The organism is Acidovorax sp. LjRoot66 (genome assembly GCF_964253305.1).
Classification (GTDB): Bacteria; Pseudomonadota; Gammaproteobacteria; order Burkholderiales; family Burkholderiaceae_C; genus Acidovorax.
In genome coordinates this window covers 1,382,885-1,407,649 of the sequence record NZ_CAXUQU020000001.1, presented here as the reverse complement: position 1 = coordinate 1,407,649, position 24,765 = coordinate 1,382,885, and the positions used below count along the sequence as shown (strand labels likewise).

The window sequence follows — 24,765 nt, the reverse complement described above, 5'->3', positions numbered from 1 at the left end:
CCCGGCGCTGCGGCCGGCCGCCCTCGGCTGGTGCTGTGACCGTTGCAACGGCGCCCCATGCACACCGTTGACGCCTGCGATGATGCTGCGAGCACTGTGTGCCCGGCATTCCAAACACCCATGACACGCCGTGCACGTGGATTCACGATGCTCGAATTGCTGGTGGTCATCAGCATCATGGCGCTGGCGACGGCGGGTATTTCGCTGGCGCTGCGCGACAACGGGCAGACGCAGCTGGAGCGCGAGGCGGCGCGGCTGGCTGCCCTGCTCGAATCGGGGCGGGCGCAGTCGCGGGCCAGTGGCGTGCCGGTGCGCTGGCGCGGCGGGCCGCAGGGTTTCAATTTCGAGGGGCTGCCGCCCGAGGCGCTGCCGCACCAGTGGCTGGCCACCGGCACCCTGGTGCGCGGCAATGCCATCCTGCTGCTCGGGCCCGAGCCGGTGATCGGGGCGCAGCAGGTGCTGCTCACGCACCAGGACCATCCCGACCAGGCCCTGCGCGTGGTGACGGACGGGCTGCGGCCTTTCAGTGTGGAGTCGGTGCAATGACCCGCACTCCCACGAACACGCACCAGCAGGGGTTCACGCTGGTGGAGGTGCTGGTGGCCCTGAGCATCGTGGCGATTGCGCTGATGGCGGGGCTGCAGTCCACGAATGCCCTCACGCGCAATGCGCTGCGCCAGTCCGACATCGTGCTGGCACAGCTGTGCGCCGAGAACGAACTGGTGCGCACGCGACTGTCGCGCCAGATGCCCAGCGTGGGTGACAGCACCCAGCCCTGCGAGCAGGCGGGCCGGCGCTTTGACGTGCGCCTGATCGTGCGGCCCACGCCCAACCCGAGCTTTCGGCGGGTGGATGCCCAGGTGCTCGACGGCGAAAACTCCGTCCTGCGCATATCGACCATCCTGGGGCGCTATTGACAATGCGCTCCAGGCCCATGACCCACCCTGCGCGCCTCGCTGTGCCACCAGGCCGCGAGCGCAGCCCGTTGGCGGCGGCATCGGGCGGCTTCACGCTGATCGAACTGCTGGTCGCCATTGCGCTGATGTCCATCCTGGCCATCATGAGCTGGCGCGGCATCGACGGCATGGTGCGCGCTCAGGAGCAGACGCGCCTGCGCGCCGACGAGATGCTGGTGATCCAGTCGGCCCTGGGGCAGTGGGGCGCCGACCTCGATGCCATCCTGCCGCTGGCCAGCACCACCCCGATGGACTGGGACGGGCAGGTGCTGCGCATCACCCGCCGCACCACGGCCGTGCCCGACGAAGGCGCGCTGGTGGTGGCCTGGACCCGGCGCGACGCGCCAGGCGTGGAGGGCGGCGGCCAGTGGGTGCGCTGGCAGTCCCCGCCCGTGCGCAACCGCACCGAATGGCAGCAGGCCTGGCAACAGGCCGAGCAGTGGGCGCGCACACCCGACGAACAGGCGCGGCGCTACGAGATCAGCCTGGTGCCCATCACCAACTGGCAGCTGTTCTATTTCCGCGGCGGCGCCTGGTCCAACCCGCTGTCGAGCGCCGGGCAGACCGCAGGCACCCCGGCCTCCACTCTGCCCGATGGGGTGCGGCTGCAGATCACGCTGTCACCCGGCCAGGCACTGAGCGGCGCCATCGTGCGCGACTGGGTCAACCCGACGCTGGGTGGGGGACGCACCTGATGCGCCGCACACCGAACATCCGGCAACGGCGAACGCTGGCCCAGCGCGGCGCGGCGCTGCTCGCGGCCATGCTCACCGTGACGCTGGTGGCCACGTTTGCCGCCGCCTCCCTGTGGCAGCAGTGGCGCGCCATCGAGGTCGAGACCGCCGAGCGCGCCCGCGTGCAGGCCTCCTGGATACTGGTGGGGGCGCTGGACTGGTCGCGCCTGATCCTGCGCGAAGACGGCCGAGCCGGCGGTGCCGACCACCTGGCCGAGCCCTGGGCGGTGCCGCTGCAGGAAGCCCGGCTGTCCAGCTTCCTCGCGGCCGAGCGCGGCGTGGCGCAGGTGGAAGACGCCAGCACCGACACCACCGATGCCTTTCTCTCGGGGCAGATCACCGACCTGCAGTCGCGCCTGAACATCACCAGCCTGGCCGAAGGTGGGCAGGTGCAGGCCGGGGCCTTGAAGCAGTTCACCCGGCTGTTCGAGCGGCTGGGGCTGCCCTCGCAGGAGCTGGCGCTGCTGCTGGAAAACCTGCGCAAGGCCCAGGCCCGCACGGGGGCCGATGGCAGCGCCCCGCTCATGCCGCAGACAGTATCTCAGCTAGGCTGGCTGGGGCTGTCGCCGCCCACCGTGGCGGCGTTGCTGCCGCATGTCACCATCCTGCCGGTGCGCACACCGGTCAACCTCAACACGGCGGGCATCGACGTGGTCTGGGCCAGCATCGACGGGCTGGACATGGCCGGTGCCCAGAAGCTGGTGCAGGCCCGCGAATCGAAACATTTCCGCTCCATGGCTGAAGTGGTCGAGGTGCTGGGCAAGGTCCCGTTCGACACCAATGACCTGGCCATCGCCTCGGCCTATTTCGAGGTACGGGGCCGGCTGCGCATGGACAACACCACTGTGGACGAGCGCTCCCTGGTCCGCAAGCTGGGCCTGGAAGTGACGACGCTGTGGCGGGAACGCGGCGCTTTCGACCGGGACACTGCCGCCCCGGCGCAACAGGGCCTGCGCTGAATGCGCGCAGCCCTCCCAGCACACCCTAAAATGGCCCGCACTACCCGCCCATGAGCACGCTGATACTTTCCCTGCCGCCCTCCCTTCCGGGGATATCGACCCAGTACGGCTATACGCTGACTGCGGACGGGCACACCGCACAGCGCCACGCGCTCACCGAGGCCGCCCTGCTGCCCGAGACCGCGCGCCCCGGCGAGGTCGTGGCCGTGGTGCCGATAGAGGCGCTGTCCTGGCAAAAGGTGCAGTTGCCGCCCGGACTGCCCCTGGGGGCCAGCCAGCAGACACCGCGCCTGCGCTCGGTGCTGGACGGCCTGCTCGAAGACCGCCTGCTCGACGACACGGCCCAGCTGCACTTTGCGCTGCAACCGGGCGCCCAGGCCGGCGTGCCGGTGTGGGTGGCTGTGTGCGACCGTGCCTGGCTGCGTGCCCACCTGCAGGCCCTGGAGGCCGCAGGCCGGCGCGTGTCCCGCGTGGTGCCCGAGTTCGCGCCCGGCCCCACGGCCAGTGGCGGCCCCGAGGTGTCGGCCATCGGCACGGCGGACGACCCCCAGTTGATCCTGTGCGGACTGGGCGCCGACCAGGGGATTTCGGTGCTGCCGCTGACGCCGGCCACGCTGGCCTTGGCAGGCCTAGGCGCTGCCGGCAGCGATGCGCCGCCCACCCCCTTGCGCGCCGACCCGGCCGTGGCGGAACTGGCCGAACGCGCACTGGGCCACCCGGTGGACCTGCACACGGCCAGCGCCCGCGCCCTGGACGCCGCCCGCGGCGACTGGGACCTGGCGCAGTTCGACCTGTCCAGCACCAGCCGTTCGCGCGCCCTGCGCAAGGCCGGCGGCGTGCTGAGCGCCCTGCTGTACGCCCCCCAGTGGCGCGCAGCGCGCTGGGCGCTGGGCGTGCTCGTACTGGCGCACCTGGCGGGCCTGAACGTCTGGGCCTGGCAAGAGCGGCAGGCCCTGGCCGCCAAACAGACCAGCCTGCGCAGCACCTTCACGCAGACCTTCCCGCAGGTGCAGGCCGTGATCGCCCCCCTGGAGCAGATGGAACGCGAGATGGCGCTGCTGCGCCAGGCGTCCGGCAGCTTCTCGCCGCGCGACCTGGAGCCCATGATGGCCGCTGCGGGCAGCGTGCTGCCCGATGGCCGCATCCCTACCGGCCTGGAATTCACCACCGGCGAGCTGCGCCTGCGCGGCCTGCCGCTTGCACCCCAAGAGGAACCCGTGCTCACCACCCGACTGCGGGCCGCCGGCTACACCGGCCGCCTGGACGATGGCAGCCTGGTGCTGCGTGCGGAGACCGCCCCATGAGCCAGCTCGCCCCCTTGAAAACCCAATGGCAGGCCATGGCCCCGCGCGAACAGAACTTCGTGCTGGGTGCTGCCGCCCTGGTGGGCCTGGCCCTGGTGTGGTGGGTGGCCATTTCACCGGCCCTGCAGACCTTGCGCAGCGCCCCCAAGCGCCACGCCGAACTGGACACGCAGCTGCAGCGCATGCGCAGCCTGCAGGCCGAGGCCCAGCAGTTGCAGGCCGCACCGCGCAGCAGCACGGGCGACCCCACCGGCGCCCTGCGCAACGGCCTGACCCAGCGCATGGGCACGGCCGCCCAGCTCAACGTGACCGGCGACCGTGCCACCGTGACGCTCAAGGCCGCCCCTGCCGATGCCCTGGCGCAGTGGCTGGCCCTGGCGCGCAGCAATGCCCGGGCCGTGCCCATCGAGGCACGCCTGACCCGCACCGCCAACCCGACCACTCCCGCAACGACAGGCAATGCCCGCCCGGGGCCGCAAGTCCCCGCCGCGGCGCCGGTCTTGCCGGCAGCGGGTGCGGGTGCGCCCCCTTCGGGCCCTCTGATGCCCCCTATTCCCGGCAGCATGCCGGCCATGGGTGCCAACCCTGTACAGGGCAATGCGCCTGAGGGCGCGGCCCCCGGAACCCCGCGCTGGGACGGCACGCTGGTGCTGGCCCTGCCTGCACGGTGACCCCCACGGAACGCCCCGTGTCACCAGCCCGCAGCACACGCACCTCCTCGCGCACCACCGGTGCCGTACCGCGCTCGCCCTGGGGCTGGGCGGTGGGCGGCGCCCTGGCCGGCCTGCTGCCTGCGCTGGTGGTCTTTGCCCCGGCGCAATGGCTGGCGCAGGGCCTGGCCCGGGCCACGGGTGGGCAACTGCTGCTGTCGGAAGCGCGTGGCACGGTCTGGAGTGGCTCTGCTCAATTGGTCCTGACCGGCGGCACCGCCAGCCAGGACCGCACGGCGCTGCCCGGGCGCCTGCAATGGACATTGCGCCCCACCCTGAATGGCGTGCGCGCGCAGGTGCAGGCCCCCTGCTGCACCGTGCAGCCGCTGCAGGCGCGGCTGGCGCTGGGCCTCTCGCAACTGCGCCTGACGGTGGGCGACGGCCAGAGCAACTGGCCCGCCGCATTGCTATCGGGCCTGGGCACGCCCTGGAACACGCTGCAGCCGCAAGGCCAGCTGGTGCTGCAGACCCAGGGGCTGCAAGCCGCCTGGCAGGCCGGCCGCATGGTGCTGGACGGCAAGGTGCAGCTCGATGCGCTGGACATGTCCTCGCGCCTGTCCACCCTGCGCCCCATGGGCAGCTACCGGCTGGCCGTGCAGGGTGGCGAGGTGCCCATCCTGACCTTGACCACCCTGAGCGGCCACCTGCAATTGAGCGGCACCGGCCAATGGGTAGGCCAGCGCCTGCGCTTTGCGGGCGAGGCCAGTGCAGCGCCCGACCGCGAAGCGGCGCTCACCAATCTTCTGAACATCATCGGACGGCGCAACGGCGCGCGCTCCCTCATCACCGTGGGTTGACCCTATGACGACTTCCGCATCCTCCCTTTCGCCGCACCTGCAATGCGCCGTCAGCTCGATCACCCTGGCCGCCATGCTGCTCACCAGCAGCCCGCTGGCGCTGGCGCAGACAGCCGTTGGCACGGGCACCAGCAGCGTGCGCGGGAACGAACCCGTCACGCTGAACTTCGCCAACGCCGAGATCGAGGCCGTGGCCCGCACCATGGCCACCATCACCGGGCGCAACGTGGTGGTCGACCCGCGCGTGAAGGGCCAGCTCACGTTGATCACCGAGCGCGCCGTGCCCCCCTCGGCCGCGTTCCAGCAGTTCCTGGCCGCACTGCGCCTGCAGGGCTTCACGGTGGTCGAATCGGCCGGCCTGTACAAGGTGGTGCCCGAGGCCGACGCCAAGCTGCAGAGCGGCAGCGTGGGCGTGAGCGAGTCGGGCTCTGCCCGCGGCACGCCTGGCGGCGGGCAGATCGTGACGCAGATCTTCAAGCTGAATTACGAAAACGCGGGCAACCTGGTGCCGGTGCTGCGCCCGCTGATCAGCCCCAACAACACCATCAACTTGAACCCCGGCAACAACTCGCTGGTGATCACCGACTACGCCGACAACCTGCAACGCCTGGGCCGCATCATCGCGGCGATGGACGTCTCCAACGCCAGCGATGTGGAGATCATCCCGCTGCGCAACGCCCTGGCGGTCGACCTCGCGCCCCTGGTGGCTCGCCTCATCGATGGCGGCAGCGGCGCCGCGCCCGCCGCGGCCCAGGGCCAGGCGGATACCTCGTTCAAGACCACGCTGCTGGCCGAGCCGCGCAGCAATTCGCTGATCCTGCGTGCGGCCAACCCTGCACGGGTGGCCATGGTGCGTGCCCTCGTCGACAAGCTCGACCAGCCCCCGGTGCCGGGCAGCAGCGCCTCCACGGGCAACATCCATGTGGTCTACCTCAAGAACGCCGATGCCACCAAGCTCGCCACCACCCTGCGCGCAGCCATGGCCAGCATGGGCGGCAACTCCAGTGGCGGTGCCGGCGCCAGCACGCCGGCGATTTCCGGTGGGGGTGCACCGTCCAGCTCACTGTCGGGCGGCGGCAGCAACAGCGGCGGCCTGAGCGGCGGCTCCAACAGCAGCAGCAACAGCAGCCTTGGCGGGCTGGGCAGCAGTTCCGGCATGGGCGCCGGCTCGGGCATGGGCAGCGCCAACAGCAACCAGCCCTCCACCGGCGGCCTGATCCAGGCCGACCCCACCACCAACTCGCTGATCATCACGGCGCCCGAGCCGCTGTTCCGCCAACTGCGCGCAGTGATCGACCAACTCGACGGTCGACGGGCCCAGGTGCTGGTGGAAAGCATGATCGTAGAGGTCTCGGCTACCAAGCTGGCGGAGTTCGGCATCCAGTGGCAAGGGGTTTTGGGCAAGCAGGGCGATGGCACCGTCGGCGTCATCGGCACCAATTCGGTCCAAGGTGGAGGTGCGAACATCCTGAATGTCACAGGAGCACTGGCCAGTGGAAGCACCAGCGCCATCACCTCGGCAGCCAGCACGCTGAGCAAGGGCCTGAACCTGGCCCTTGCACCGCGCATCAATGGCCAGTACTACCTGGGCGCCCTGGCCAACTTCCTGCAGAACAGCGGTGATGCCAATGTGCTGTCCACCCCCAACCTGATGACGCTGGACAACGAGGAAGCGCGCATCGTGATCGGCAACAACGTGCCCTTCCCGACCGGCTCGTATGCCAACACCGGCGGCAGCAACACGGTGAACCCCTTCACCACGGTGGAGCGCAAGGACGTGGGCCTGATGCTCAAGGTGCGCCCGCAGATAAGCGAGAACGGCACCGTCAAGATGTCGATCTACCAGGAGGTCTCCAAGATCGACCGCGCGACCCTCTCTGACGTGAACGGCCCCACAACGAGCAAGCGCTCCATCGAGTCGAACGTGGTGGTGGACGATGGCAACATCATCGTTCTCGGCGGTCTGCTCGAAGACAGCTACTCCCAGGGCGAGGACAAGGTGCCGGTGATGGGCGATCTGCCCCTGGTTGGCGGCCTGTTCCGCAGCGAAAACCGCACGCGCAACAAGACCAACCTGATGGTCTTCCTGCGCCCCGTGGTGGTGCGCGATGCGGCCACCAGCGAAGCCCTGATGGCAGACCGCTACGACGCGATCCGCGGGCTGCAGCAGGTGACGCAACCCGCGTCGAGCCTGCCACTGCGGTCGATATCGGGCGCTCCTGTCTTGCCGGAACTGCCCCAGCGCAGCGCCCCGGCAACGCGCGTACAGCCTGCCCCCCTGCAGGACCTGGTGACGCCTGTGCAACCAGCACCCCGGTTGACGCCTTCGGGCGTACCCATCAGCGAAGCCCCTGTGCCCGCTGCGGCCACTGCACCGACCTACTACGTGCGTGCCGGCGTGTTCGGCGATGACTCGGCCTCGCAGGCCGCACTGGCCAGGCTGCGCAATTCGGCGCTCCCCATCTCGGAGCAGCCGGTGGACACCAGCCAGGGCCCCCGCACCAGCGTGCGTGTAGGCCCGTACCACAACCCGGCTTCGGCCGATTCCGCTGCCGCGATGGTGCGCGAGCTCGCGCCCGCCGCCACGGTGACCCGCCAGACGCTCTGACCCATGCGCCACCCCCTGCCCTATGCGTTTGCCCGCACCTCGCAGCTGCTGCTGGAGGACGATGGCCAGCAGCTCGTGCTGTGGCACGGCCCTGCACCCGACGTGACCGCGCTGTCGGAAGTGATGCGCAAGCACAAGATCCGCCACCTGCAGTCGCTGGCGGCCCCGGCCCTGGCCCAGCGCATCAGTGCCGCTTATGCCCAGGGCGAATCGAGTGCCGCCACCGTGGTGAGCGAAGTCGAGTCCGACGCCGACCTGTCGCGCATGATGCAGGACCTGCCGGCGGTGGAAGATTTGCTGGAGACGGCCGACGACGCGCCCATCATCCGCATGCTCAACGCCCTGCTCACGCAGGCCGCACGCGACGGCGCGAGCGACATCCACATCGAGCCCTACGAGCGGCATTCGAGCGTGCGCTTTCGCGTCGACGGCTCGCTGCGCGAAGTGGTGCAGCCCAACCGCGCCCTGCACGCCGCCCTGATCTCGCGCCTGAAGATCATGGCCGACCTCGACATTTCGGAAAAACGCCTGCCGCAGGACGGGCGTATCAGCCTGCGCCTGGGCACGCGCGCCATCGACGTGCGCGTCTCCACCCTGCCCAGCGCCCATGGCGAGCGCGCCGTGCTGCGCCTTTTGGACAAGAGCGAGAGCAAGCTCAGCCTGGAAGCCGTGGGCATGCAGGGCGACACGCTGCGCCGCTTCGAGGGCCTGATTGCCCAGCCGCACGGCATCATCCTCGTGACCGGGCCCACAGGCTCGGGCAAGACCACCACGCTGTACGCGGGCCTGGGGCGGCTCGATGCCACGCGCAACAACATCATGACGGTGGAAGACCCCATCGAGTACGAACTGCCCGGCGTGGGCCAGACCCAGGTCAACAGCAAGATCGAGCTGACCTTCGCCAAGGCCCTGCGCGCCATCCTGCGCCAGGACCCGGACATCATCATGATCGGTGAAATCCGCGACTTCGAGACCGCGCAGATCGCCATCCAGGCCTCGCTCACGGGCCACCTGGTGCTGGCCACGCTGCACACCAACGACGCGGCCAGCGCCGTGACGCGCCTGACCGACATGGGCGTGGAGCCTTTTCTGCTGTCGTCCTCATTGCTCGGCGTGCTGGCCCAGCGGCTGGTGCGCAAGTACTGCAGCCACTGCCAGGGTGCCGGCTGCGAGCACTGCGGCCAGACCGGCTATACGGGCCGCACCGGCCTGTTCGAGCTGCTGGTGACCAACGACGCCATCCGCGCGCAGATCCACAACCAGGCCTCCGAGGCGGACATCCGCACGGCGGCCCTCGCGGGCGGCATGGCGCTGATGCGCGAAGACGGCGAGCGCCTGATTGCCGCGGGCATCACCAGCCGCGAAGAAGTGCTGCGCGTCACACGGGATTAGCAGCCCCTCGCAACGCAAGCGCCAAGCGCCCCAAGAAAAAAGCCCCCGTCACCAACCGGCGACAGGGGCTTTTTGCTGGGCGTAGCCAGGGGCTCTACCAGCCGGCAGACCGTCAGCGGATCTGCAATGCCTGCTTGGGCGCACGCACCGGAACGGCAGGCCGCTGGGCCGGCGCAGGGATGCCCTGGCGTGGGGTCGGCATGCTGCCGCCCGCACCCGGGCTGGCGGCCCTGGCTCCCGGCTGCAGCTTGAACTGGCTCACGGCCTGGGTCAGCTGCAGTGCCTGCTCGCGCAGCGACTCCGAGGCTGCGGTGGACTGCTCCACCAGCGCGGCGTTCTGCTGCGTCATGTTGTCCAGCTGGCTCACCGACTGGCTGATGTGGCCCACGTTGTCGCGCTGCTCGGCGGACGATGCCGTGATCTCGCTGATGATGTCCGAGACGCGGCGCACGCTGCCCACGATCTCGTTCATGGTCGCTCCCGCCTGGCTCACCAGGCGCGAGCCGTCTTCGACACGCTCCACCGAGGAGCCGATCAGGCCCTTGATCTCCTTGGCAGCCGCTGCCGAGCGCTGGGCCAGGCTGCGCACCTCGCTGGCCACCACGGCAAAGCCCCGGCCCTGCTCGCCGGCACGGGCGGCTTCCACCGCCGCATTGAGGGCCAGGATGTTGGTCTGGAAGGCAATGCCGTCGATGACACCGGTGATGTCGGCGATCTTGCGCGAGCTGGTGGTGATCTGGTCCATGGTGGTCACCACCTGGGAGACCACCACACCGCCGCGCCCGGCCACCTCGGCGGCCGACGAAGCGAAGTCGCTGGCCTGGCGTGACGATTGGGCGCTCTGGCCAATGGTGCTGGTGAGCAGCTCCATCGACGAAGCGGCCTCTTCGAGGTTGGCTGCGGTCTGCTCGGTGCGGTGGCTCAGGTCGTGGTTGCCCGAGGCGATCTCGGTACTGGCCGTGGAGATGTTGCTGGCCGCCTCCTGCACTTGCTGCACCAGGCCCCGCAAGGCGTCCTGCATGCGTGCCATGGAGGCCACGAGTTGGCCCACCTCGTCCTGCGAGGTGACCTGCACGTCCTGCGACAGGTCACCGCCGGCAATGCGTTCTGCCAGCTCGCTGGCCTGGGCAATCGAGCGGGTGATGGAGCGCACGCTGAAGAAGGTCAGCGGGATGAGCACGGCCAGTGCGAGCACCAGCACGATGCCGATCAGGCCGGACATGGTGGTGGTCAGCGTGTTCACGCCCTCGCGCGCCTCGTCCATCTTGGTGCGTGCCGTCACGGAGAGGTCGGACAGCAGCTTGTCGGTGGCCTCCATGTGCTTCTTGAGGCGGTCGGCATAGGCACCGCCCACGGCGCCGTCGATCTGGGCGCGCTCGATCTGCTCGAACACGGGAGAGATGCCGGCCTCGTATTCCTTGACCTCGGCCAGGGACTTGTCGATGGACTCGACGAAGGCCGCATCGCCCGACTGCACCTGGCGCACTTCGGCCATGCCCTTGTTCAGCGCGGTGAGCGATTTCTTCCAGCTCTCGCGCAGGGCTGCGACCTCGACGGAGTTGTTGAAGCTGATGATGATGTCTTTTTCGGACCGGCGCAGGTCACCCAGGGTGGTGCGCAGCTCGGCCACATCGGTCAGGGTCTGCACCCGCTGGGAGAACAGCTGGTCCAGGGTGCTGCGGGTGCGCTCCAGCGCCAGATACCCCATGGCACCTATGACCACGAGCAGAACCAGGGAGAAAATCGTGCCGAAATAAAGACGTGCGCGGATGGAAAGACGGCTGAGCAGGTTCATCGCTCTTCCTTACATTTTTTGACAACTCAAGCATAGCAACTTTGGTGCCATAGGGTGACTTGTCCCTACGGAGCGTGTGTGGGCGCGACTGTATGCGCCCCGCACGCTCCACCCCAGAGGGTATGTACCGCCCCCCTGCCCCCAGCAGCCAAACTGCGGGGGCAGTAGCCACGCTTATTTCACCGGGTGGATGGGCACATACAACTCGCCACCGCCGCGCTGGAATTCCACGGCCTTGGCTTCCATGCCATTTGAGAGCGCTTCGCTCTCTGCCAGGCCCTTCTGCGCCGCGAATTCGCGCACTTCCTGCGTGATCTTCATCGAGCAGAACTTGGGCCCGCACATGGAGCAGAAGTGCGCCACCTTGGCACTGTCCTTGGGCAGGGTTTCGTCGTGGTATTCCTTGGCAGTCTCGGGATCCAGGCCCAGGTTGAACTGGTCCTGCCAGCGAAAATCGAAGCGCGCCTGGCTCAGGGCATCGTCGCGCGCGCGCGATCCCGGGTGCCCCTTGGCCACGTCGGCCGCATGCGCCGCGATCTTGTAGGCAATGATGCCCTGCTTGACGTCGTCGCGGTCAGGCAGGCCCAGGTGCTCCTTGGGTGTCACGTAGCACAGCATGGCCGTGCCCATCCAGCCGATCATGGCGGCGCCGATGGCCGAGGCGATGTGGTCATAGCCGGGGGCGATGTCGATGGTCAGCGGGCCCAGGGTGTAGAACGGTGCCTCATGGCAAGTCTTGAGCTGCTCGGTCATGTTGGCCTGGATCATGTGCATGGGCACGTGGCCCGGGCCTTCGATCATGGTCTGCACGTCGTGCTTCCAGGCCACCTGGGTCAACTCGCCCAGGGTGTGCAGCTCGGCAAACTGCGCCTCATCGTTGGCGTCCGATGCACAGCCGGGGCGCAGACCGTCGCCCAGGCTGAAGGACACGTCGTAGGCCTTCATGATGTCGCAGATGTCCTCGAAATGCTCGTACAGGAAGCTCTCGCGGTGGTGCGCCATGCACCACTTGGCCATGATGGAGCCGCCGCGCGAGACGATGCCCGTGCGCCGCGCCGCCGTGAGGTGGATGTAGGCCAGGCGCACGCCGGCATGGATGGTGAAGTAATCCACGCCCTGCTCGGCCTGTTCGATCAGCGTGTCGCGGAAGATCGCCCAGGTCAGGTCTTCGGCCACGCCGCCGACCTTCTCGAGTGCCTGGTAGATGGGTACGGTGCCGATGGGCACCGGGCTGTTGCGCACGATCCAGTCGCGCGTGGTGTGGATGTTCTTGCCGGTGGACAGGTCCATCACGTTGTCGGCCCCCCAGCGGATGGCCCAGACGAGCTTTTCGACCTCCTCCTCGATGCTGGAGGTGACGGCCGAGTTGCCGATGTTGGCGTTGATCTTGACCAGGAAATTGCGCCCGATGGCCATGGGCTCCACCTCGGGGTGGTTGACGTTGGCAGGGATGATGGCGCGCCCGCGCGCCACTTCGTCGCGCACGAACTCGGGCGTGATGGTGCGCGGGATGCTCGCGCCCATGGGGTTGCCCGCCAGGCGCTGCTCGCGCCCGGCATCGGCCAGGTACTGCGCCATCCACTCGCGCTTGCCGTTCTCGCGGATGGCCACGTACTCCATCTCGGGCGTGACGATGCCTTGGCGCGCGTAGTGCATCTGCGTCACGTTGGCACCGCTGCGCGCGCGCAGGGGCTTGCGCTGCAGCGCGGCCGCTTCGGCGCGCAGCTGGGCCAGGCGCACGGCGTCCTCGCTCTTCTGGCCGTCGTCCAGCGCCAGAGGCGCGCGGCCCTCGTAGTGCTCCACGTCGCCACGGCCGGTGATCCAGCCGCCGCGCACACTGGCCAGGCCGCGGCGCACGTCGATCACGGCGTCGGGATCGGTGTAGGGGCCCGAGGTGTCGTAGACGCTGACCTGCTCGCCGTTGGTCAGTGCGATGTCGCGCACGGGCACGCGCAGCTCGGTGTGCAGGTGGCCTGGCAGGTAGGCCTTGCGCGAGGCCGGGAACGGCTCGCGCGTGGCGGCCAGCAGCTCGGCGAATTTTTCACGGGCGAGGGGATCGGGTGCATTCATGGGGCGGGTCTCCAGTTCCGGTGGCAAAGGGAATTGCTCCGGAATGGACCTGCGCCCCGCACACGCGCCATGGCGCATGTACAGCCCACCCTGCGGGCCAGCAGGGGCGCGCACGGGCATAGAGGTCGGCTCTTCTTCCGCCGGTATGAACCGGATCAAGTTCGTCGGGTTCGCAGGCAGCCTGATTGTTGGTCAGGCCCCATGCATCTCAGCGCTTTCGCACACCCCGGAGCAGGTGCCAGTATATCGATACCGGCCTGCGTTGTTTCTACGGATTTGCATTCGATCGTATGACTAGGCGGGAGCCGCAGACAGTGCTGTAGCACGGCAAGGCGAACCAACGACGTTAGACGGTTGAAGGCAAATCCGTATCAGATGCGCCCGATGATCGCCACGGCGAAGAAGAACACAGCTGCGATGACGGTCCACTTGAGCACCACCAGGCCCCAGCGCTTGTAATGGGGCTGACCGGTGCCCGCGTAGAACGCGAACGATACGGCGGCTGCCAGCAGCAGCGCCATGACGGCCCAGCGAAAGAGCACCATGGCGGGTGCTTACCAGGCGCGCGCCGGCTGCGCAAAGCCGCGCGGTGCCTGGCGCTCATCCTCGAAGGTAACCTCTTCCCAGGCATCGGGCTGGGACAGCAGTTCGCGCAGCAGCAGGTTGTTCATCGCATGGCCCGAGCGGAAGGCGCTGTAGGCCGCCAGCAGAGGCTTGCCGATGATGTACAGGTCGCCCATGGCGTCGAGGATCTTGTGCTTGACGAACTCGTCGTCGTAGCGCAGCCCGTCGCTGTTGAGCACCTTGTAGTCGTCCATCACGATGGCGTTGTCCAGCCCGCCGCCCAGGGCCAGGCCGTTGGAGCGCATCATCTCCACGTCGCGCGTGAACCCGAAGGTGCGCGCCCGCGCGATGTCGCGGCTGTAGTTGCCCTCGCCCAGGTCGAACTCGACGCGCTGGCCGGTGGAGTCCACCGCAGGGTGGTCGAAATCGATCTCGAAGCTCAGCTTGTAGCCATGGTAGGGCACGAGGCGCGCCCACTTGGCCTGGGCACCAGTGCCCTCGCGCACCTCCACCGGGCGCTTGACGCGGATGAAGCGCTTGGGGGCTTTCTGTAGCTCGATCCCCGCGCTTTGCAGCAGGAACACGAAGGAGGACGACGACCCGTCGAGGATGGGCACCTCTTCAGCCGTGATGTCCACGTACAGGTTATCGAGCCCCAGGCCGGCGCACGCCGACATGAGATGCTCCACGGTATGCACCTTGGCACTGCCGACCCCGATGGTGGAGGCCAAGCGCGTGTCCGTCACCGCGTCGGCCCGGATCGGGATGTCCACGGGCTGGGGCAGATCGACCCGGCGGAACACGATGCCGGTGTCGGGCTGCGCAGGCCGCAGGGTCAGCTCGACCCTCTGGCCACTGTGCAGCCCCACGCCGACGGCGCGGGTCAAGGTCTTGAGGGTGCGTTGCTGGAGCATTCTCGCATTGTAAAAGGGCGGGCCCGTCCCTGCTCGCCGCAAGACCATGGCAAGGCCTTACGGCACCCGCCACAGTTTCCCGCAAAGGCCCCGATACACATAGGCACTGGAGGGTATTGCGGGGCTGCTGCCCTCTGGCTCCACGCTCACCGCCAGCTCCACCGCCTTGGCAAACACGGTTTCAGACGAGGCGCCCAGTTGCAGGTGCACGAAGGCCCCTTGCGGCAGCGGCGCCACGGGGCTGGCCTTGCCCGCCGCATCCAGCGACCACAGGTACAGCACCTGGCCGGCAGGCACCGGCACTGCGGCCACGCGCTTGATGTCCACCGTGCGGCCCTGCCGCAGGCTGGAGACGATGAGCCCTGGGCGCCCGTCGGTCAGGCCCAGCACCCCCACATAGCTTTCGGGCAATTGGGTGGAGGCCGGTGCATCCGGCCCACCATACTGGGCCTGCCAGAACGACGGCAGCAACACCCCCACCATCAGACCCAGTGCCAACGCGCCCGCAGGGGCTGGTTGCAGCAACCGCCTCCACCACGGTACCGGCACCGCAGGGCCCCGGAACCCCAGGCGCTGCTCGATGGCACGCCAGGTAGCGGGTGCCGGCGCCTGGGGTGGCAGGGCCAGCAGCGCGGGCGCCATGCACTCGTTCCAGCGCGCCACGGCTTCGGCCAGATCGGGCCGCCGCGCGAGCAGCTTCTTGAAGCGGCGGCGGGCGCCCCCCTGCAGCGTGCCCAGGGCGTACTCGCCTGCCAGCAGGTCCACGAGCCGGGGGTTCTGGTGCCATGTCATGCGCAGGACTCCATGCAGTCGCGCAGGCGCGCCAGGCTGCGGCGCATCCAGGCCTTGACCGTGCCCAGGGGGCGGGCCAGGCGCTGGGCCAGCTCGGCATGGGTGAGCCCTTCGTAGTAGACCAGCAGCAGCGCGCTGCGCGGTTCGCTGTCGATCTGGCCCATGCAGCGCCCCAGGCGCGAGCCGTCTTCCTCGGCCAGCAGCAGCTCCAGCGGCGAGCCGCCTTCGGCTGCGGCATCGTGCACCTGTTCCTCGCCATCGGCATCGCGCCAGTGCAGCGGCGTTTCGGGGCGGCGCTTGCGCAGTGCGTCGATGGCGCGGTTGCGTGTGACCACGCACAGCCACGACAGGCTCAGCGCCTGCCCCGGCGCACCGGTCTGCGGCCGGTTCCACAGGTGCACGAAGACCTCCTGCAGCACGTCTTCGGCCAGGGCGCGGTCCTGCACCACACGCACGGCCACCGCCAGCAGCCGGCTGGCCACCAACTGGTACAGGCGCTGGAAGGCCGATGTGTCGCGCAGCACCACGCGCGACAGCAGCTGCGCCACGGCCTCGGGCAGCCCATCGGCGGGCAATGTAGCGGCAGTCATCGTGGCACCGCGAAGAGCTGCACAGGCATACCCGAAGCCTGTGCAAAGCCGGCACGGATCTCGTCGAAGGTCCCCACGCGGATGTCTTCGAAGTCACCCCAGCGCAGCGGCGGCGGCAGGTCGCCATAGACCTCGCTGGGCGCATGCAGGCAGGCGTATTCGGCCGCGGGGTTGAGCACGAAGCGCTCGTTGCCCGGCAGGCGCTGCGGCTTGCCCGGCACCATGCGCGGGTCGCGCGTGAAGCGGTTGGGAAAGATGCGCTGGATGCGCCGCGTCACCGGGTCCTGCGAGTAGCAGTACACATAGCCGGGGCGCAGCACCGCAATGTCCAGGCTGGCGCTGCCGCGCTGCGGTACCCCCAGCGCCACGGCAAGGGCCGCAACCTCGGGCGCAGCAGCGGGTGCAGGCGGTGGCGTGGCTGCGCTGGCGTCGCCGGGCGCTGGTGCTGCGCCGGGCACGGCGGCCAATGCGGCGCCCGATGCGCGCGTGGAGGCATTGCGCGGCAGCGCCTTCAGCGGGCCGCGTGGCACCTTGGCGAGCACGAAGGAGCGAAAAAAACCCTCGTCCAACGCGCCTTGGGCAGGCAGGCCGAGCGCCTGGCGGTAGCTGCGCAGCGCCGTGGCAAAGGCGGCGTCGGCCTGGTCGTCGATGGCGCCGTCGTAGTAGCGCCGCTCGCGCATGCGCTCCTTGTAGAAGGCGATGCGTTCGGCCTCGTCCATGGACAGGAACCAGTCGGCCAGTTCGCGCTGCACCTCGGCATCGCTGTCCGTGGTGCCCAGGCACTGCCAGTAGGGCGCGCGCAGCAGCTTGCCCACCAGCTCCACGGCGGCCAGCTCGACCATGTTGCGCGCCGCCTGCGAGGGGCCGTCGGCGCGCGAGGTCGAGAACGAGAACACCACGCCGATGCCGGGGTTGACCAGTTGCGCCTGGCCATCCGCCGCGCTGGCGTCACGGCTGGCCAGCACGGTGGTGTTCTTGGACGACACGCCGGGCAGCAGCGTCATGCTTGCAGTCTCCACCACGGCGGCGTCCAGGCCCAGCACCGAAAATTTGGTCTCGCTGCCGAAGCGCACGCCGAACACCGATTGCGCCAGCGTGGCGCCAAAGGAGCTGCCGTTCTTGAGCACCGACTCGTCGAGCTGGCTCACCGTGCCCCGGATGTTGTAGGCCGGCACCACACCGAAGGCGCTGGTGCGCTGCGCCTGCGCCAGCACCTGGGCCAGGTTCTGCTGGTCACTGCCGAAGACCGACAGGCGCACCCCGCGCGAGCGCCGCGTCATGTCCGACACGGCCGAGGTCAGCATGTCGCGCGCCGAGATGGGCACCATCTGCGTGGCGTCGCGAAACTCTTCCATCATCATGGTCACGTCGCGCGTGCCCATGTCGAACATCATCTCGTCCATGCAGCGCAGCGCGGGCGTGAAGTTGGTGATGGTGCGCTGCGCCTTGTCCGTCGGGTTGGCCTGGGCGCGCACCTCATTGAGGGCGGCGCGGTCGGGTGCGCCGGCACAGCCGGCCAGAGCCGCCGCCAGGGCCAGTACGGCGGCCGCAGCGGCCGCGCGGCGTGCACGGCTGTGCACGGGGGAGTGGTTGAAGGTCATGGCAATCTCGGCAAAGGGGATGGGCGTGCACAGGCCAGCCCGCGGTGCGCACCCAAGCCGGTGCACGCACAGCGCGGGCTGGTGCGGGATGTCAGCGGCCTACGGGGCGGGTGTAGGAAACGCGCACCCAGCGGTCCTCGTTGCCGACGGCGTCGGTGTCCAGGTCCCAGTCATTGCCGGGGCCGGCATGCTCGCCCTCGGGCTTGGTCGGGCCTTCGGTGGGGCCCTGGCAGCGGTCTTCACCGCGCTTGACCTCCAGGCGCCAGCCAATGCCGTTGACGTTCTGGCACATGGGCCTTTTCTTCTCGATCCTTTCGCAGCCCAGGCTGTCCTGGCTGCGGCCGGTGACGTCGTTGTAGCCATTGGGACAGCTCACGCCGTTGGCCGGGTTCTTGCCCAGGGTGTAGTGCACTGGGTAGCTGGCGGGCCACAGGTGAACGATCTTCTCGGCCACGAACTTGTCGGCACCGCCGGGGTTGACGACGCGCTGGTAGCGCCCTTCGTCAGGCCCGAGCAGCGCGGCCGGACCGACGGCCGTGAGGTAGCCCATGATGTCGCCCGGCAGACCCGACTGGCCCTTGAGCTTGGGGGGCCCGGCCACCGGGTTCATGGCCGACGGCACGCTGACCACGTCACCCGTCACGGCGGGCAGGCATTTGTCGGCGCCCGCCATCTGGATGGTCACGTAGTTGGGTTTGTTGGCAGGCGGGCAGATCGAGCCGCGCTCGAACACCAGGGTCACGCTGCACTTGAGCACGCCGCCGCTGCGGTTGACCTCGGTGTTGGCCGGGCATTCAGCGCGCTCTGGCACGTTTCCGGTGGCGCGCAGCAGGGAGGCCTTGTCGGCCCAGGCGGAGGTGGAAACGGCGGCACCGGCCAGGGTGAGGCAGGCGATGGCGATGGAAGAGAACTTCATGGGGGTGTCCTTCGGGAAATGGGGGAGTGCAATCGGTGAAAGGCCTTGGGTGGGAACAGGTCAGGGCTTGGGCACCACGTGCCATGCGCCGCCCATGCCGTCGCCCAGGCGGTCGCCGGCCTTGGCATCGCTGGCGTAGTAGTACAGGGGCTTGCCCTTGAAGCTCCACTGGCGCGCACCACCGGCCTCGATGACGCCGAAGTCGCCCTCGGCCTTGGCACCGGCCTTGGCTGCAAAGGCCGGCCATGCGGCCAGACAGCCGCCGCTGCAGTTGCTCTTGCCAGCAGCGTCCTTGTCGAAGGTGTAGACCGTGCGGCCGGCGGCGTCGGTGAGCACGCCCTGCTGAAAGACGGGCTGCGCCTGCGCGGTCAGCGTGGCCAGGCCCAGGAGCAGTGCGGGTGCGAAGTACTTGAGCTGTTTCATGTTGGTTCCTGTATCTCGGTAGGTCCGGTTGAAGAGCGCCACATGGCGTCCTGCTTGTGGAACGGCGCGGTGCAGCGTTTGGATGCAGGGGGCAGAAACTTTTTTTCCTGATCTCGACCTGCATCCATGCCGAGGCCCTGTGGCTCCTGCAGCACCGGGAAAATCGTAGGTTCCGCGCGCTTTGCCCGCACCCCATGAACATGGGAGGGGCGCCGCCGCGAAGATGGGATGACGCGGCGCAGGCGGGCGCTAAGATGGCGCGACGCACCCCCGCCGACCTCCCTACCCTGCCATCCATGAGCACACCCCGCTGGCGCGTCGTACTGATAGAGGACGATGCCGAGATGCGCAGATTCTTCGAAGGCTGCGTCACCGCCCACCCAGATCTGGAGCTGGCCGCTTCCTTCGGCATGCTGGCGCCTGCGCGCCGCTGGCTGGACGAGCACCCTGCCGACGTGCTGCTGACCGATCTGGCGCTGCCCGATGGCCATGGCCTGGCACTGCTGCAGCACGTGGTGCGCACGCAGCCGGCGTGCGAGGTGCTGGTGGTGTCGGTCTTCGGCGACGAGGACACCGTGATCGCCTGCGTGGAGGCCGGTGCCGTGGGCTACATACAGAAGGACTCCACCCCGGCGGACGTGGGCAGGATCATCGTCGGCGTGAAGCACGGCGAGTCGCCCATATCGCCCATGATCGCGCGCAAGCTGCTGGCCCGGCTGCGCCAGCGTGGCACGCGCGCGGAGCCTCAGCCCCAGCCCATGGACCCGGCGTTGCCCAGCCTGGAACTCACGCCGCGCGAGTCGGACGTGCTGGAGCTGATCGCGCGCGGCTACTCGTACGCCGAGATCGCGCGCCTGCAGGACATCTCCAAGCACACGGTGCAAAGCCACATCAAGAACCTGTACAGCAAGCTCGCCGTGCACTCGCGTGGCGAGGCGGTCTTCGAGGCCAGCCGCATGGGCCTGCTGGACCGCCACCGTCGCGCTCCCTGACAGTTCACCGGCCATGCAGCGCACCCTGGGCCTGCCCGCGTCGTTCATCGGCCACCTGCTGTGCGGCCTGGTCCTTTGGAACCTGCAGGTTCTGCCGGCGCTGGCGCAGGACGCCGCCCCGCCCCCGGGCGTGCAGGTGCTGCGCGACGCCGAACTGACGGTGCGCCTGCGCCAGAGCGCCGCCCAGACCACGACGGCCCACACACTTCCGCTGCACTGGGACGTACTTCACCGGCGCAAGGCCGGCTGGGCCACCGCCACGCTGCGCTTCGACGCCATGGATGCTCAGCGGCTGCAGCCGCAGGCCCTGCTGATCCCCCGGCTGGGCAATGCCTACCGCATCTCGCTCAACGGGATGGAACTGGCCACCGGCGGAGAACTGCTGCTGCCCAACGACGGCTGGACCGGCCGGCGCCCGCTGTGGATCCGGCTGCCGGGCACGCTGCTGCAGGCGCACAACGTGCTGGAGATCAGCATACGCGCGGACTATCTGCGGCGCGCCGGCATCTCCCCCGTGCAGTTCGGACCCGAGGCGGCGCTGCAGGGCACCTGGCACGCGCTGGAGTGGCAGCGCGTGACGCTGCCGCGCGCCGTCTCGCTGTTCAGCCTGGTGGTGGGCATCTTCTGCCTGCTGCTGTGGTGGCAGCAGCGCCAGGCGCTGTATGCGTTTGCGGCGCTGTGCGAGCTGGCATGGGCCTGCCGCATCACCGCAGCCTGGCTGGAGGAGATCTTTCTGGCCTGGCCGGCCTGGTTCCAGGCCGTGCAGGGCCTGTTCTGGGCCGGCTGCCTTGCCACCTACTGGCTCACGCGCACCGTCTGGGGGCCCCGGCCACGGGCAGAGCTGTATGTCGCGTCAGCGATCTTCGTGCTGTGCCCCTTTGCCGTGGCAGGCGGCGCCGACTGGGTGCTGGGCTGGACCGTGGTGCTGGTCGTGGCCTGGGCGGCACTGATCCTGCGGCTGGCCTGGGAGTGCAGGCACACCCGCGACAGCCCGCAGCTGTGGATGCTGGTGGCCCTGTGCGTCTGCTGGGCGGCCCTGGTGCGCGACATCGCGGCGGCCCGCCTGGCGCCTGCGCAGTACATGGATGGCGGCTGGACGCAATGGGCAGCCGCCTTCGCTGGCGTGGCCGTGCTGGCCATCGTGGGGCAACGCTTTCAGCAGGCGCGCAATGCGCTGATCGACCTCACGGCGTCGCTGGAGCAGCGCGTTCTGCAGCGCGAGGAAAAGCTGGCCGAGCAGCACCAGGCGCTGCGCAAACTGGAGCGCATCAGCGCCAAATCCGAAGAGCGCGCACGCATCCTGCGCGACATGCACGATGGCGCAGGCGCCCACCTGATCACGGCCATGCGCCAACTCGAAGGCGGGGTGGCATCGCAGGCCGAGGTCATGCAGACGCTGCGCGAGTCGCTGGACCAACTGCGCCTGTCGGTGGACGCGATGTCCTTGCCCAACGGTGACGTCAACGCACTGCTGGCCAGTCTGCGCTTCCGCCTGGAGCAGCGCATCCGCGATTCGGGTCTGGAACTGCTGTGGGACGTGGCGCTGCTGCCCCTTTGGCCCGGCAGCAGCGAGGAGGCCATGCGCCACCTGCAGTACATCGTGTTCGAGGCCATCTCCAACGTGCTGCAGCACGCCCGCGCGCGGCAGCTGGCACTGACCGCCTGCGCCGACGGCCAGGCCATCCACATCCACCTGCGCGACGATGGCGTGGGCAGGCAGGACGGCGCCTGCGGCAATGGCCTGCGCACCATGCACGAACGGGCTGGGCTGATCGGCGCGGCGCTGGAGCTGCGCCTTGAAGACAGCGGTGGCACCACGGTGTGCCTGTCATTGCCGCTGGATGCACCTGCGCTCACGGCGGCCTGATATCGCCCAGGAGATCGGCCATGAAAAAGGGGCCCGAAGGCCCCTGAAGAGTCAGGACCTGGCGGTCCCCTACTCCATCAATCCGCCTGCTTGCGCAGGAAGGCCGGGATTTCCAGGTCGTCCATGCCGCCCGAGGACAGCGCGTCCACGCGGGCGGCTGCCTGCGTGCGGTTGGTGCGCCACACGCTGGGCACCGACATGCTGCCGTAGTCGGCCTGCGAGCTGCCGCCGCCGCCATGGCCGGTCTGGCCCGAGGGCACGCCCATGGCATTGCCCATCGCACCGGCAACGCCTGCCACGGGGATCTGGTATGCCATGTTGTCGGTGCCGGTGCGCAGGCCGCCCTGCACCACCGAGATGGGCTGGCGGCGCGCGTTCTGGCGCGACAGGCCGGTGGCGACCACGGTCACACGGATCTCGTCGCCCAGGGTGTCGTCGTAGGCGGCGCCGAAGATCACGTGCGCATCCTTGGACGCGTAGGCGTTGATGGTGTTCATCGCCAAGCGCGACTCGGACAGCTTGAGGCTGCCCTTGCTGGCCGTGACCAGCACCAGCACACCCTTGGCACCCGACAGGTCGATGCCTTCGAGCAGCGGGCAGGCGATGGCCTGCTCGGCTGCGATGCGGGCGCGGTCGGGGCCGCTGGCCGTGGCCGTGCCCATCATGGCCTTGCCGGGCTCACCCATCACGGTGCGCACGTCTTCGAAGTCGACGTTCACCTGGCCGTACTCGTTGATGATTTCGGCAATACCGCCAACGGCGTTCTTGAGCACGTCGTTGGCGTGCGCGAAGGCTTCGTCCTGGGTGATGTCGTCGCCCAGCACTTCCAGCAGCTTCTCATTGAGCACGACGATCAGCGAATCGACGTTGGCTTCGAGTTCGGCCAAGCCGTTGTCGGCGTTGGTCATGCGGCGCCCGCCCTCCCAGTCGAAGGGCTTGGTGACCACGCCCACGGTGAGGATGCCCATTTCCTTGGCGATGCGCGCGATTACGGGCGCTGCGCCCGTACCCGTGCCGCCGCCCATGCCGGCGGTGATGAACAGCATGTGCGCGCCGTCGATGGCCGCGCGGATGTCCTCGGCTGCGGCTTCGGCTGCATCACGGCCCTTGTCGGGCTTGCTGCCGGCGCCCAGGCCGCTGGCACCGAGCTGGATCACGCTGTGCGCGGAGCTGCGCGTGAGGGCCTGCGCATCGGTATTGGCACAGACGAATTCCACGCCCTGCACACTGCGGGCGATCATGTGTTCGACGGCGTTGCTGCCGCCGCCGCCCACGCCGATCACCTTGATCTGGGTGCCCTGGTTGAAAGTTTCGGCTTCGATCATTTCGATGGACATGTTGGAGCTCCTGGTTCTGTCTTCGTACGCAATTGCAAAATGGGGTTCGGTGTTGTCTGGTGGCGCGGGCGGCATGGCGGTCCTGTGCATCGCCATCGCCCGCCGGGCATTCGGGGGCCTGCGCGCGCAAATCGGTGGCATTGGTTCATGGTCATCAGAAGTTCCCCACGATGAAGTCCTTGAACCGGCCGAACGCGGTCTTCATGGAGCCGCTTTTCTGGGCCACCTTGAAGCCGCGCAGGCGCGCCAGGCGCGCCTCTTCGAGCAGGCCCATGACGGTGGAGGCACGGGGCTGGGCCACCATGTCCGACAGCGCGCTCGAATACTTGGGGATGCCGCGGCGCACGGGCTTGAGGAAGATGTCTTCCCCGAGTTCGATCATGCCGGGCATGACGGCACTGCCGCCCGTGAGCACGATGCCCGAGGACAGCACTTCTTCATAGCCCGACTCGCGGATCACCTGCTGCACCAGCGAGAAAATCTCCTCCACCCGCGGCTCGATCACGCCGGCCAGGGCCTGCTTGCTCAGCATGCGGGGGCTGCGGTCACCGAGGCCTGGCACTTCCACCTGGCTCTCGGGGTCGGCCAGCAGCTGCTTGGCGTAGCCGCTCTCGACCTTGATGTCCTCGGCGTCCTTCGTTGGCGTGCGCAGCGCCATGGCGATGTCGCTGGTGATCAGGTCGCCCGCGATCGGTATCACCGCCGTGTGGCGGATGGCGCCCCCGGTGAAGATGGCCACGTCAGTCGTGCCGGCACCGATGTCGACCACCACCACGCCGAGCTCGCGCTCGTCGTCGGTCAGCACGGCCTGGCTCGATGCGAGCGGGTTGAGCAGCAGTTGCTCGACCTCCAGCCCGCAGCGGCGCACGCACTTGATGATGTTCTCGGCCGCGCTCTGGGCACCGGTCACGATGTGGATCTTGGCCTCCAGGCGGATGCCGCTCATGCCGATGGGCTCCTTGACGTCCTGCCCGTCGATCACGAACTCCTGCGGCTCCACCAGCAGCAAGCGCTGGTCGGACGAGATGTTGATGGCCTTGGCCGTCTCCACCACGCGGGCCACGTCGGCCGAGGTGACTTCCTTGTCCTTGACGGCCACCATGCCGCTGGAATTGAGGCCGCGAATGTGGCTGCCGGTGATGCCGGTGTACACGCGCTGGATCTTGCAGTCGGCCATCAGCTCGGCCTCCTTGAGCGCCTGCTGGATGCTCTGCACCGTGGCGTCGATGTTGACCACCACGCCACGCTTCAAGCCATTGCTCGGGGCCACGCCCAGGCCTGCGAGCTTGAGCTCGCCATTGGGCAGGACTTCGGCCACCACCGCCATGATCTTGGCTGTGCCGATGTCCAGGCCGACCACCACGTCTTTGTATTCTCTAGCCATATTCAGTCACTGCCCTTCGTTGTTCTGTTGCGCCGGCTGCGGGTTCGTTCATGCATGGTG

General features: G+C 68.8%; 22 protein-coding genes and 1 riboswitch. Of the genes, 11 read left to right on the top strand and 11 right to left on the bottom strand.

From position 1 onward, the window contains the following. Positions 1-120: 120 nt before the first annotated feature. From ACSQ3Y_RS06515 to ACSQ3Y_RS06475, 9 genes are read left to right on the top strand one after another with little or no spacing between them, the layout of a single operon-like run. Positions 121-546 (top strand): prepilin-type N-terminal cleavage/methylation domain-containing protein, encoded by a 426-nt coding sequence (locus tag ACSQ3Y_RS06515; RefSeq protein ID WP_057200179.1) that lies wholly within the window; start codon positions 121-123, stop codon positions 544-546. Then, positions 543-917 (top strand): type II secretion system minor pseudopilin GspI, encoded by a 375-nt coding sequence (gene gspI, locus ACSQ3Y_RS06510; RefSeq protein ID WP_436176789.1) that lies wholly within the window; start codon positions 543-545, stop codon positions 915-917. Before ACSQ3Y_RS06515 ends, gspI begins: the two co-directional genes overlap by 4 nt. 17 nt (positions 918-934) lie before the next feature. After that, on the top strand, positions 935-1,651 hold the full coding sequence (locus tag ACSQ3Y_RS06505) for a prepilin-type N-terminal cleavage/methylation domain-containing protein (RefSeq protein WP_436176788.1): 717 nt from the start codon (positions 935-937) through the stop codon (positions 1,649-1,651). Then, a complete protein-coding gene (gspK, locus tag ACSQ3Y_RS06500; protein ID WP_436176787.1) occupies positions 1,651-2,649 on the top strand; it encodes a type II secretion system minor pseudopilin GspK in 999 nt (332 codons plus the stop codon). The genes ACSQ3Y_RS06505 and gspK overlap by 1 nt, the downstream gene beginning before the upstream one ends. A gap of 50 nt (positions 2,650-2,699) precedes the next feature. Then, complete coding sequence (gspL, locus tag ACSQ3Y_RS06495) at positions 2,700-3,953, top strand: type II secretion system protein GspL (protein WP_057200176.1); 1,254 nt, start codon at positions 2,700-2,702, stop codon at positions 3,951-3,953. Beyond that, a complete protein-coding gene (gene gspM / locus ACSQ3Y_RS06490; RefSeq protein WP_436176786.1) occupies positions 3,950-4,624 on the top strand; it encodes a type II secretion system protein GspM in 675 nt (224 codons plus the stop codon). The genes gspL and gspM overlap by 4 nt, the downstream gene beginning before the upstream one ends. Before the next feature lie 17 nt (positions 4,625-4,641). Further along, complete coding sequence (gene gspN / locus ACSQ3Y_RS06485) at positions 4,642-5,460, top strand: type II secretion system protein N (protein WP_057200258.1); 819 nt, start codon at positions 4,642-4,644, stop codon at positions 5,458-5,460. Positions 5,461-5,464: 4 nt separating this feature from the next. Then, positions 5,465-8,068, top strand: a complete 2,604-nt coding sequence (gene gspD / locus ACSQ3Y_RS06480; protein ID WP_436176785.1) for a type II secretion system secretin GspD — start codon at positions 5,465-5,467, stop codon at positions 8,066-8,068. Positions 8,069-8,071: 3 nt separating this feature from the next. Next, positions 8,072-9,460 carry a GspE/PulE family protein gene (locus tag ACSQ3Y_RS06475; RefSeq protein ID WP_057200174.1) on the top strand — a complete coding sequence of 463 codons (1,389 nt, stop codon included), beginning with the start codon at positions 8,072-8,074 and terminating at the stop codon, positions 9,458-9,460. A gap of 112 nt (positions 9,461-9,572) precedes the next feature. Here the strand turns inward: ACSQ3Y_RS06475 and ACSQ3Y_RS06470 are convergent, their stop codons facing one another. The 9 genes from ACSQ3Y_RS06470 to ACSQ3Y_RS06430 all read right to left on the bottom strand — a co-directional run bounded on the left by ACSQ3Y_RS06470 (position 9,573) and on the right by ACSQ3Y_RS06430 (position 19,125). After that, complete coding sequence (locus ACSQ3Y_RS06470) at positions 9,573-11,255, bottom strand: methyl-accepting chemotaxis protein (protein WP_436176784.1); 1,683 nt, start codon at positions 11,253-11,255, stop codon at positions 9,573-9,575. A 174-nt stretch (positions 11,256-11,429) separates the two neighbouring features. Continuing rightward, positions 11,430-13,325 (bottom strand): phosphomethylpyrimidine synthase ThiC, encoded by a 1,896-nt coding sequence (gene thiC / locus ACSQ3Y_RS06465; RefSeq protein WP_436176783.1) that lies wholly within the window; start codon positions 13,323-13,325, stop codon positions 11,430-11,432. Between the two features lie 115 nt (positions 13,326-13,440). After that, a riboswitch (TPP riboswitch) is annotated at positions 13,441-13,564 on the bottom strand. A gap of 132 nt (positions 13,565-13,696) precedes the next feature. Then, on the bottom strand, positions 13,697-13,870 hold the full coding sequence (locus ACSQ3Y_RS06460) for a hypothetical protein (RefSeq protein WP_164470706.1): 174 nt from the start codon (positions 13,868-13,870) through the stop codon (positions 13,697-13,699). Between the two features lie 9 nt (positions 13,871-13,879). Continuing rightward, positions 13,880-14,803, bottom strand: coding sequence for a UDP-3-O-acyl-N-acetylglucosamine deacetylase (gene lpxC, locus ACSQ3Y_RS06455; protein WP_057200171.1), 924 nt, complete (start codon positions 14,801-14,803; stop codon positions 13,880-13,882). Between the two features lie 57 nt (positions 14,804-14,860). Next, on the bottom strand, positions 14,861-15,595 hold the full coding sequence (locus ACSQ3Y_RS06450; RefSeq protein ID WP_436176782.1) for an anti-sigma factor: 735 nt from the start codon (positions 15,593-15,595) through the stop codon (positions 14,861-14,863). Then, complete coding sequence (locus ACSQ3Y_RS06445; protein WP_436176781.1) at positions 15,592-16,185, bottom strand: sigma-70 family RNA polymerase sigma factor; 594 nt, start codon at positions 16,183-16,185, stop codon at positions 15,592-15,594. The genes ACSQ3Y_RS06450 and ACSQ3Y_RS06445 overlap by 4 nt, the downstream gene beginning before the upstream one ends. Further along, positions 16,182-17,786: a DUF4384 domain-containing protein gene (locus ACSQ3Y_RS06440; RefSeq protein ID WP_436176780.1), complete on the bottom strand. Its 1,605-nt coding sequence runs from the start codon at positions 17,784-17,786 to the stop codon at positions 16,182-16,184. The genes ACSQ3Y_RS06445 and ACSQ3Y_RS06440 overlap by 4 nt, the downstream gene beginning before the upstream one ends. Before the next feature lie 91 nt (positions 17,787-17,877). Beyond that, positions 17,878-18,702, bottom strand: a complete 825-nt coding sequence (locus tag ACSQ3Y_RS06435; RefSeq protein ID WP_436176779.1) for a hypothetical protein — start codon at positions 18,700-18,702, stop codon at positions 17,878-17,880. A 60-nt stretch (positions 18,703-18,762) separates the two neighbouring features. Beyond that, positions 18,763-19,125 carry a COG4315 family predicted lipoprotein gene (locus tag ACSQ3Y_RS06430; protein WP_057266246.1) on the bottom strand — a complete coding sequence of 121 codons (363 nt, stop codon included), beginning with the start codon at positions 19,123-19,125 and terminating at the stop codon, positions 18,763-18,765. Between the two features lie 296 nt (positions 19,126-19,421). Between ACSQ3Y_RS06430 and ACSQ3Y_RS06425 the strand changes: the two genes are divergently transcribed. After that, positions 19,422-20,117: a response regulator gene (locus tag ACSQ3Y_RS06425; protein ID WP_436176778.1), complete on the top strand. Its 696-nt coding sequence runs from the start codon at positions 19,422-19,424 to the stop codon at positions 20,115-20,117. Positions 20,118-20,130: 13 nt separating this feature from the next. Further along, positions 20,131-21,984, top strand: coding sequence for a sensor histidine kinase (locus ACSQ3Y_RS06420; protein ID WP_436176777.1), 1,854 nt, complete (start codon positions 20,131-20,133; stop codon positions 21,982-21,984). A 77-nt stretch (positions 21,985-22,061) separates the two neighbouring features. Here ACSQ3Y_RS06420 and ftsZ read toward each other — a convergent pair whose 3' ends face one another. Next, entirely contained in the window at positions 22,062-23,321 is a 1,260-nt protein-coding gene (gene ftsZ, locus ACSQ3Y_RS06415; RefSeq protein WP_322595431.1) for a cell division protein FtsZ, read from the bottom strand. Between the two features lie 154 nt (positions 23,322-23,475). Continuing rightward, on the bottom strand, positions 23,476-24,705 hold the full coding sequence (ftsA, locus tag ACSQ3Y_RS06410; protein WP_057200162.1) for a cell division protein FtsA: 1,230 nt from the start codon (positions 24,703-24,705) through the stop codon (positions 23,476-23,478). Positions 24,706-24,765 lie beyond the last annotated feature (60 nt).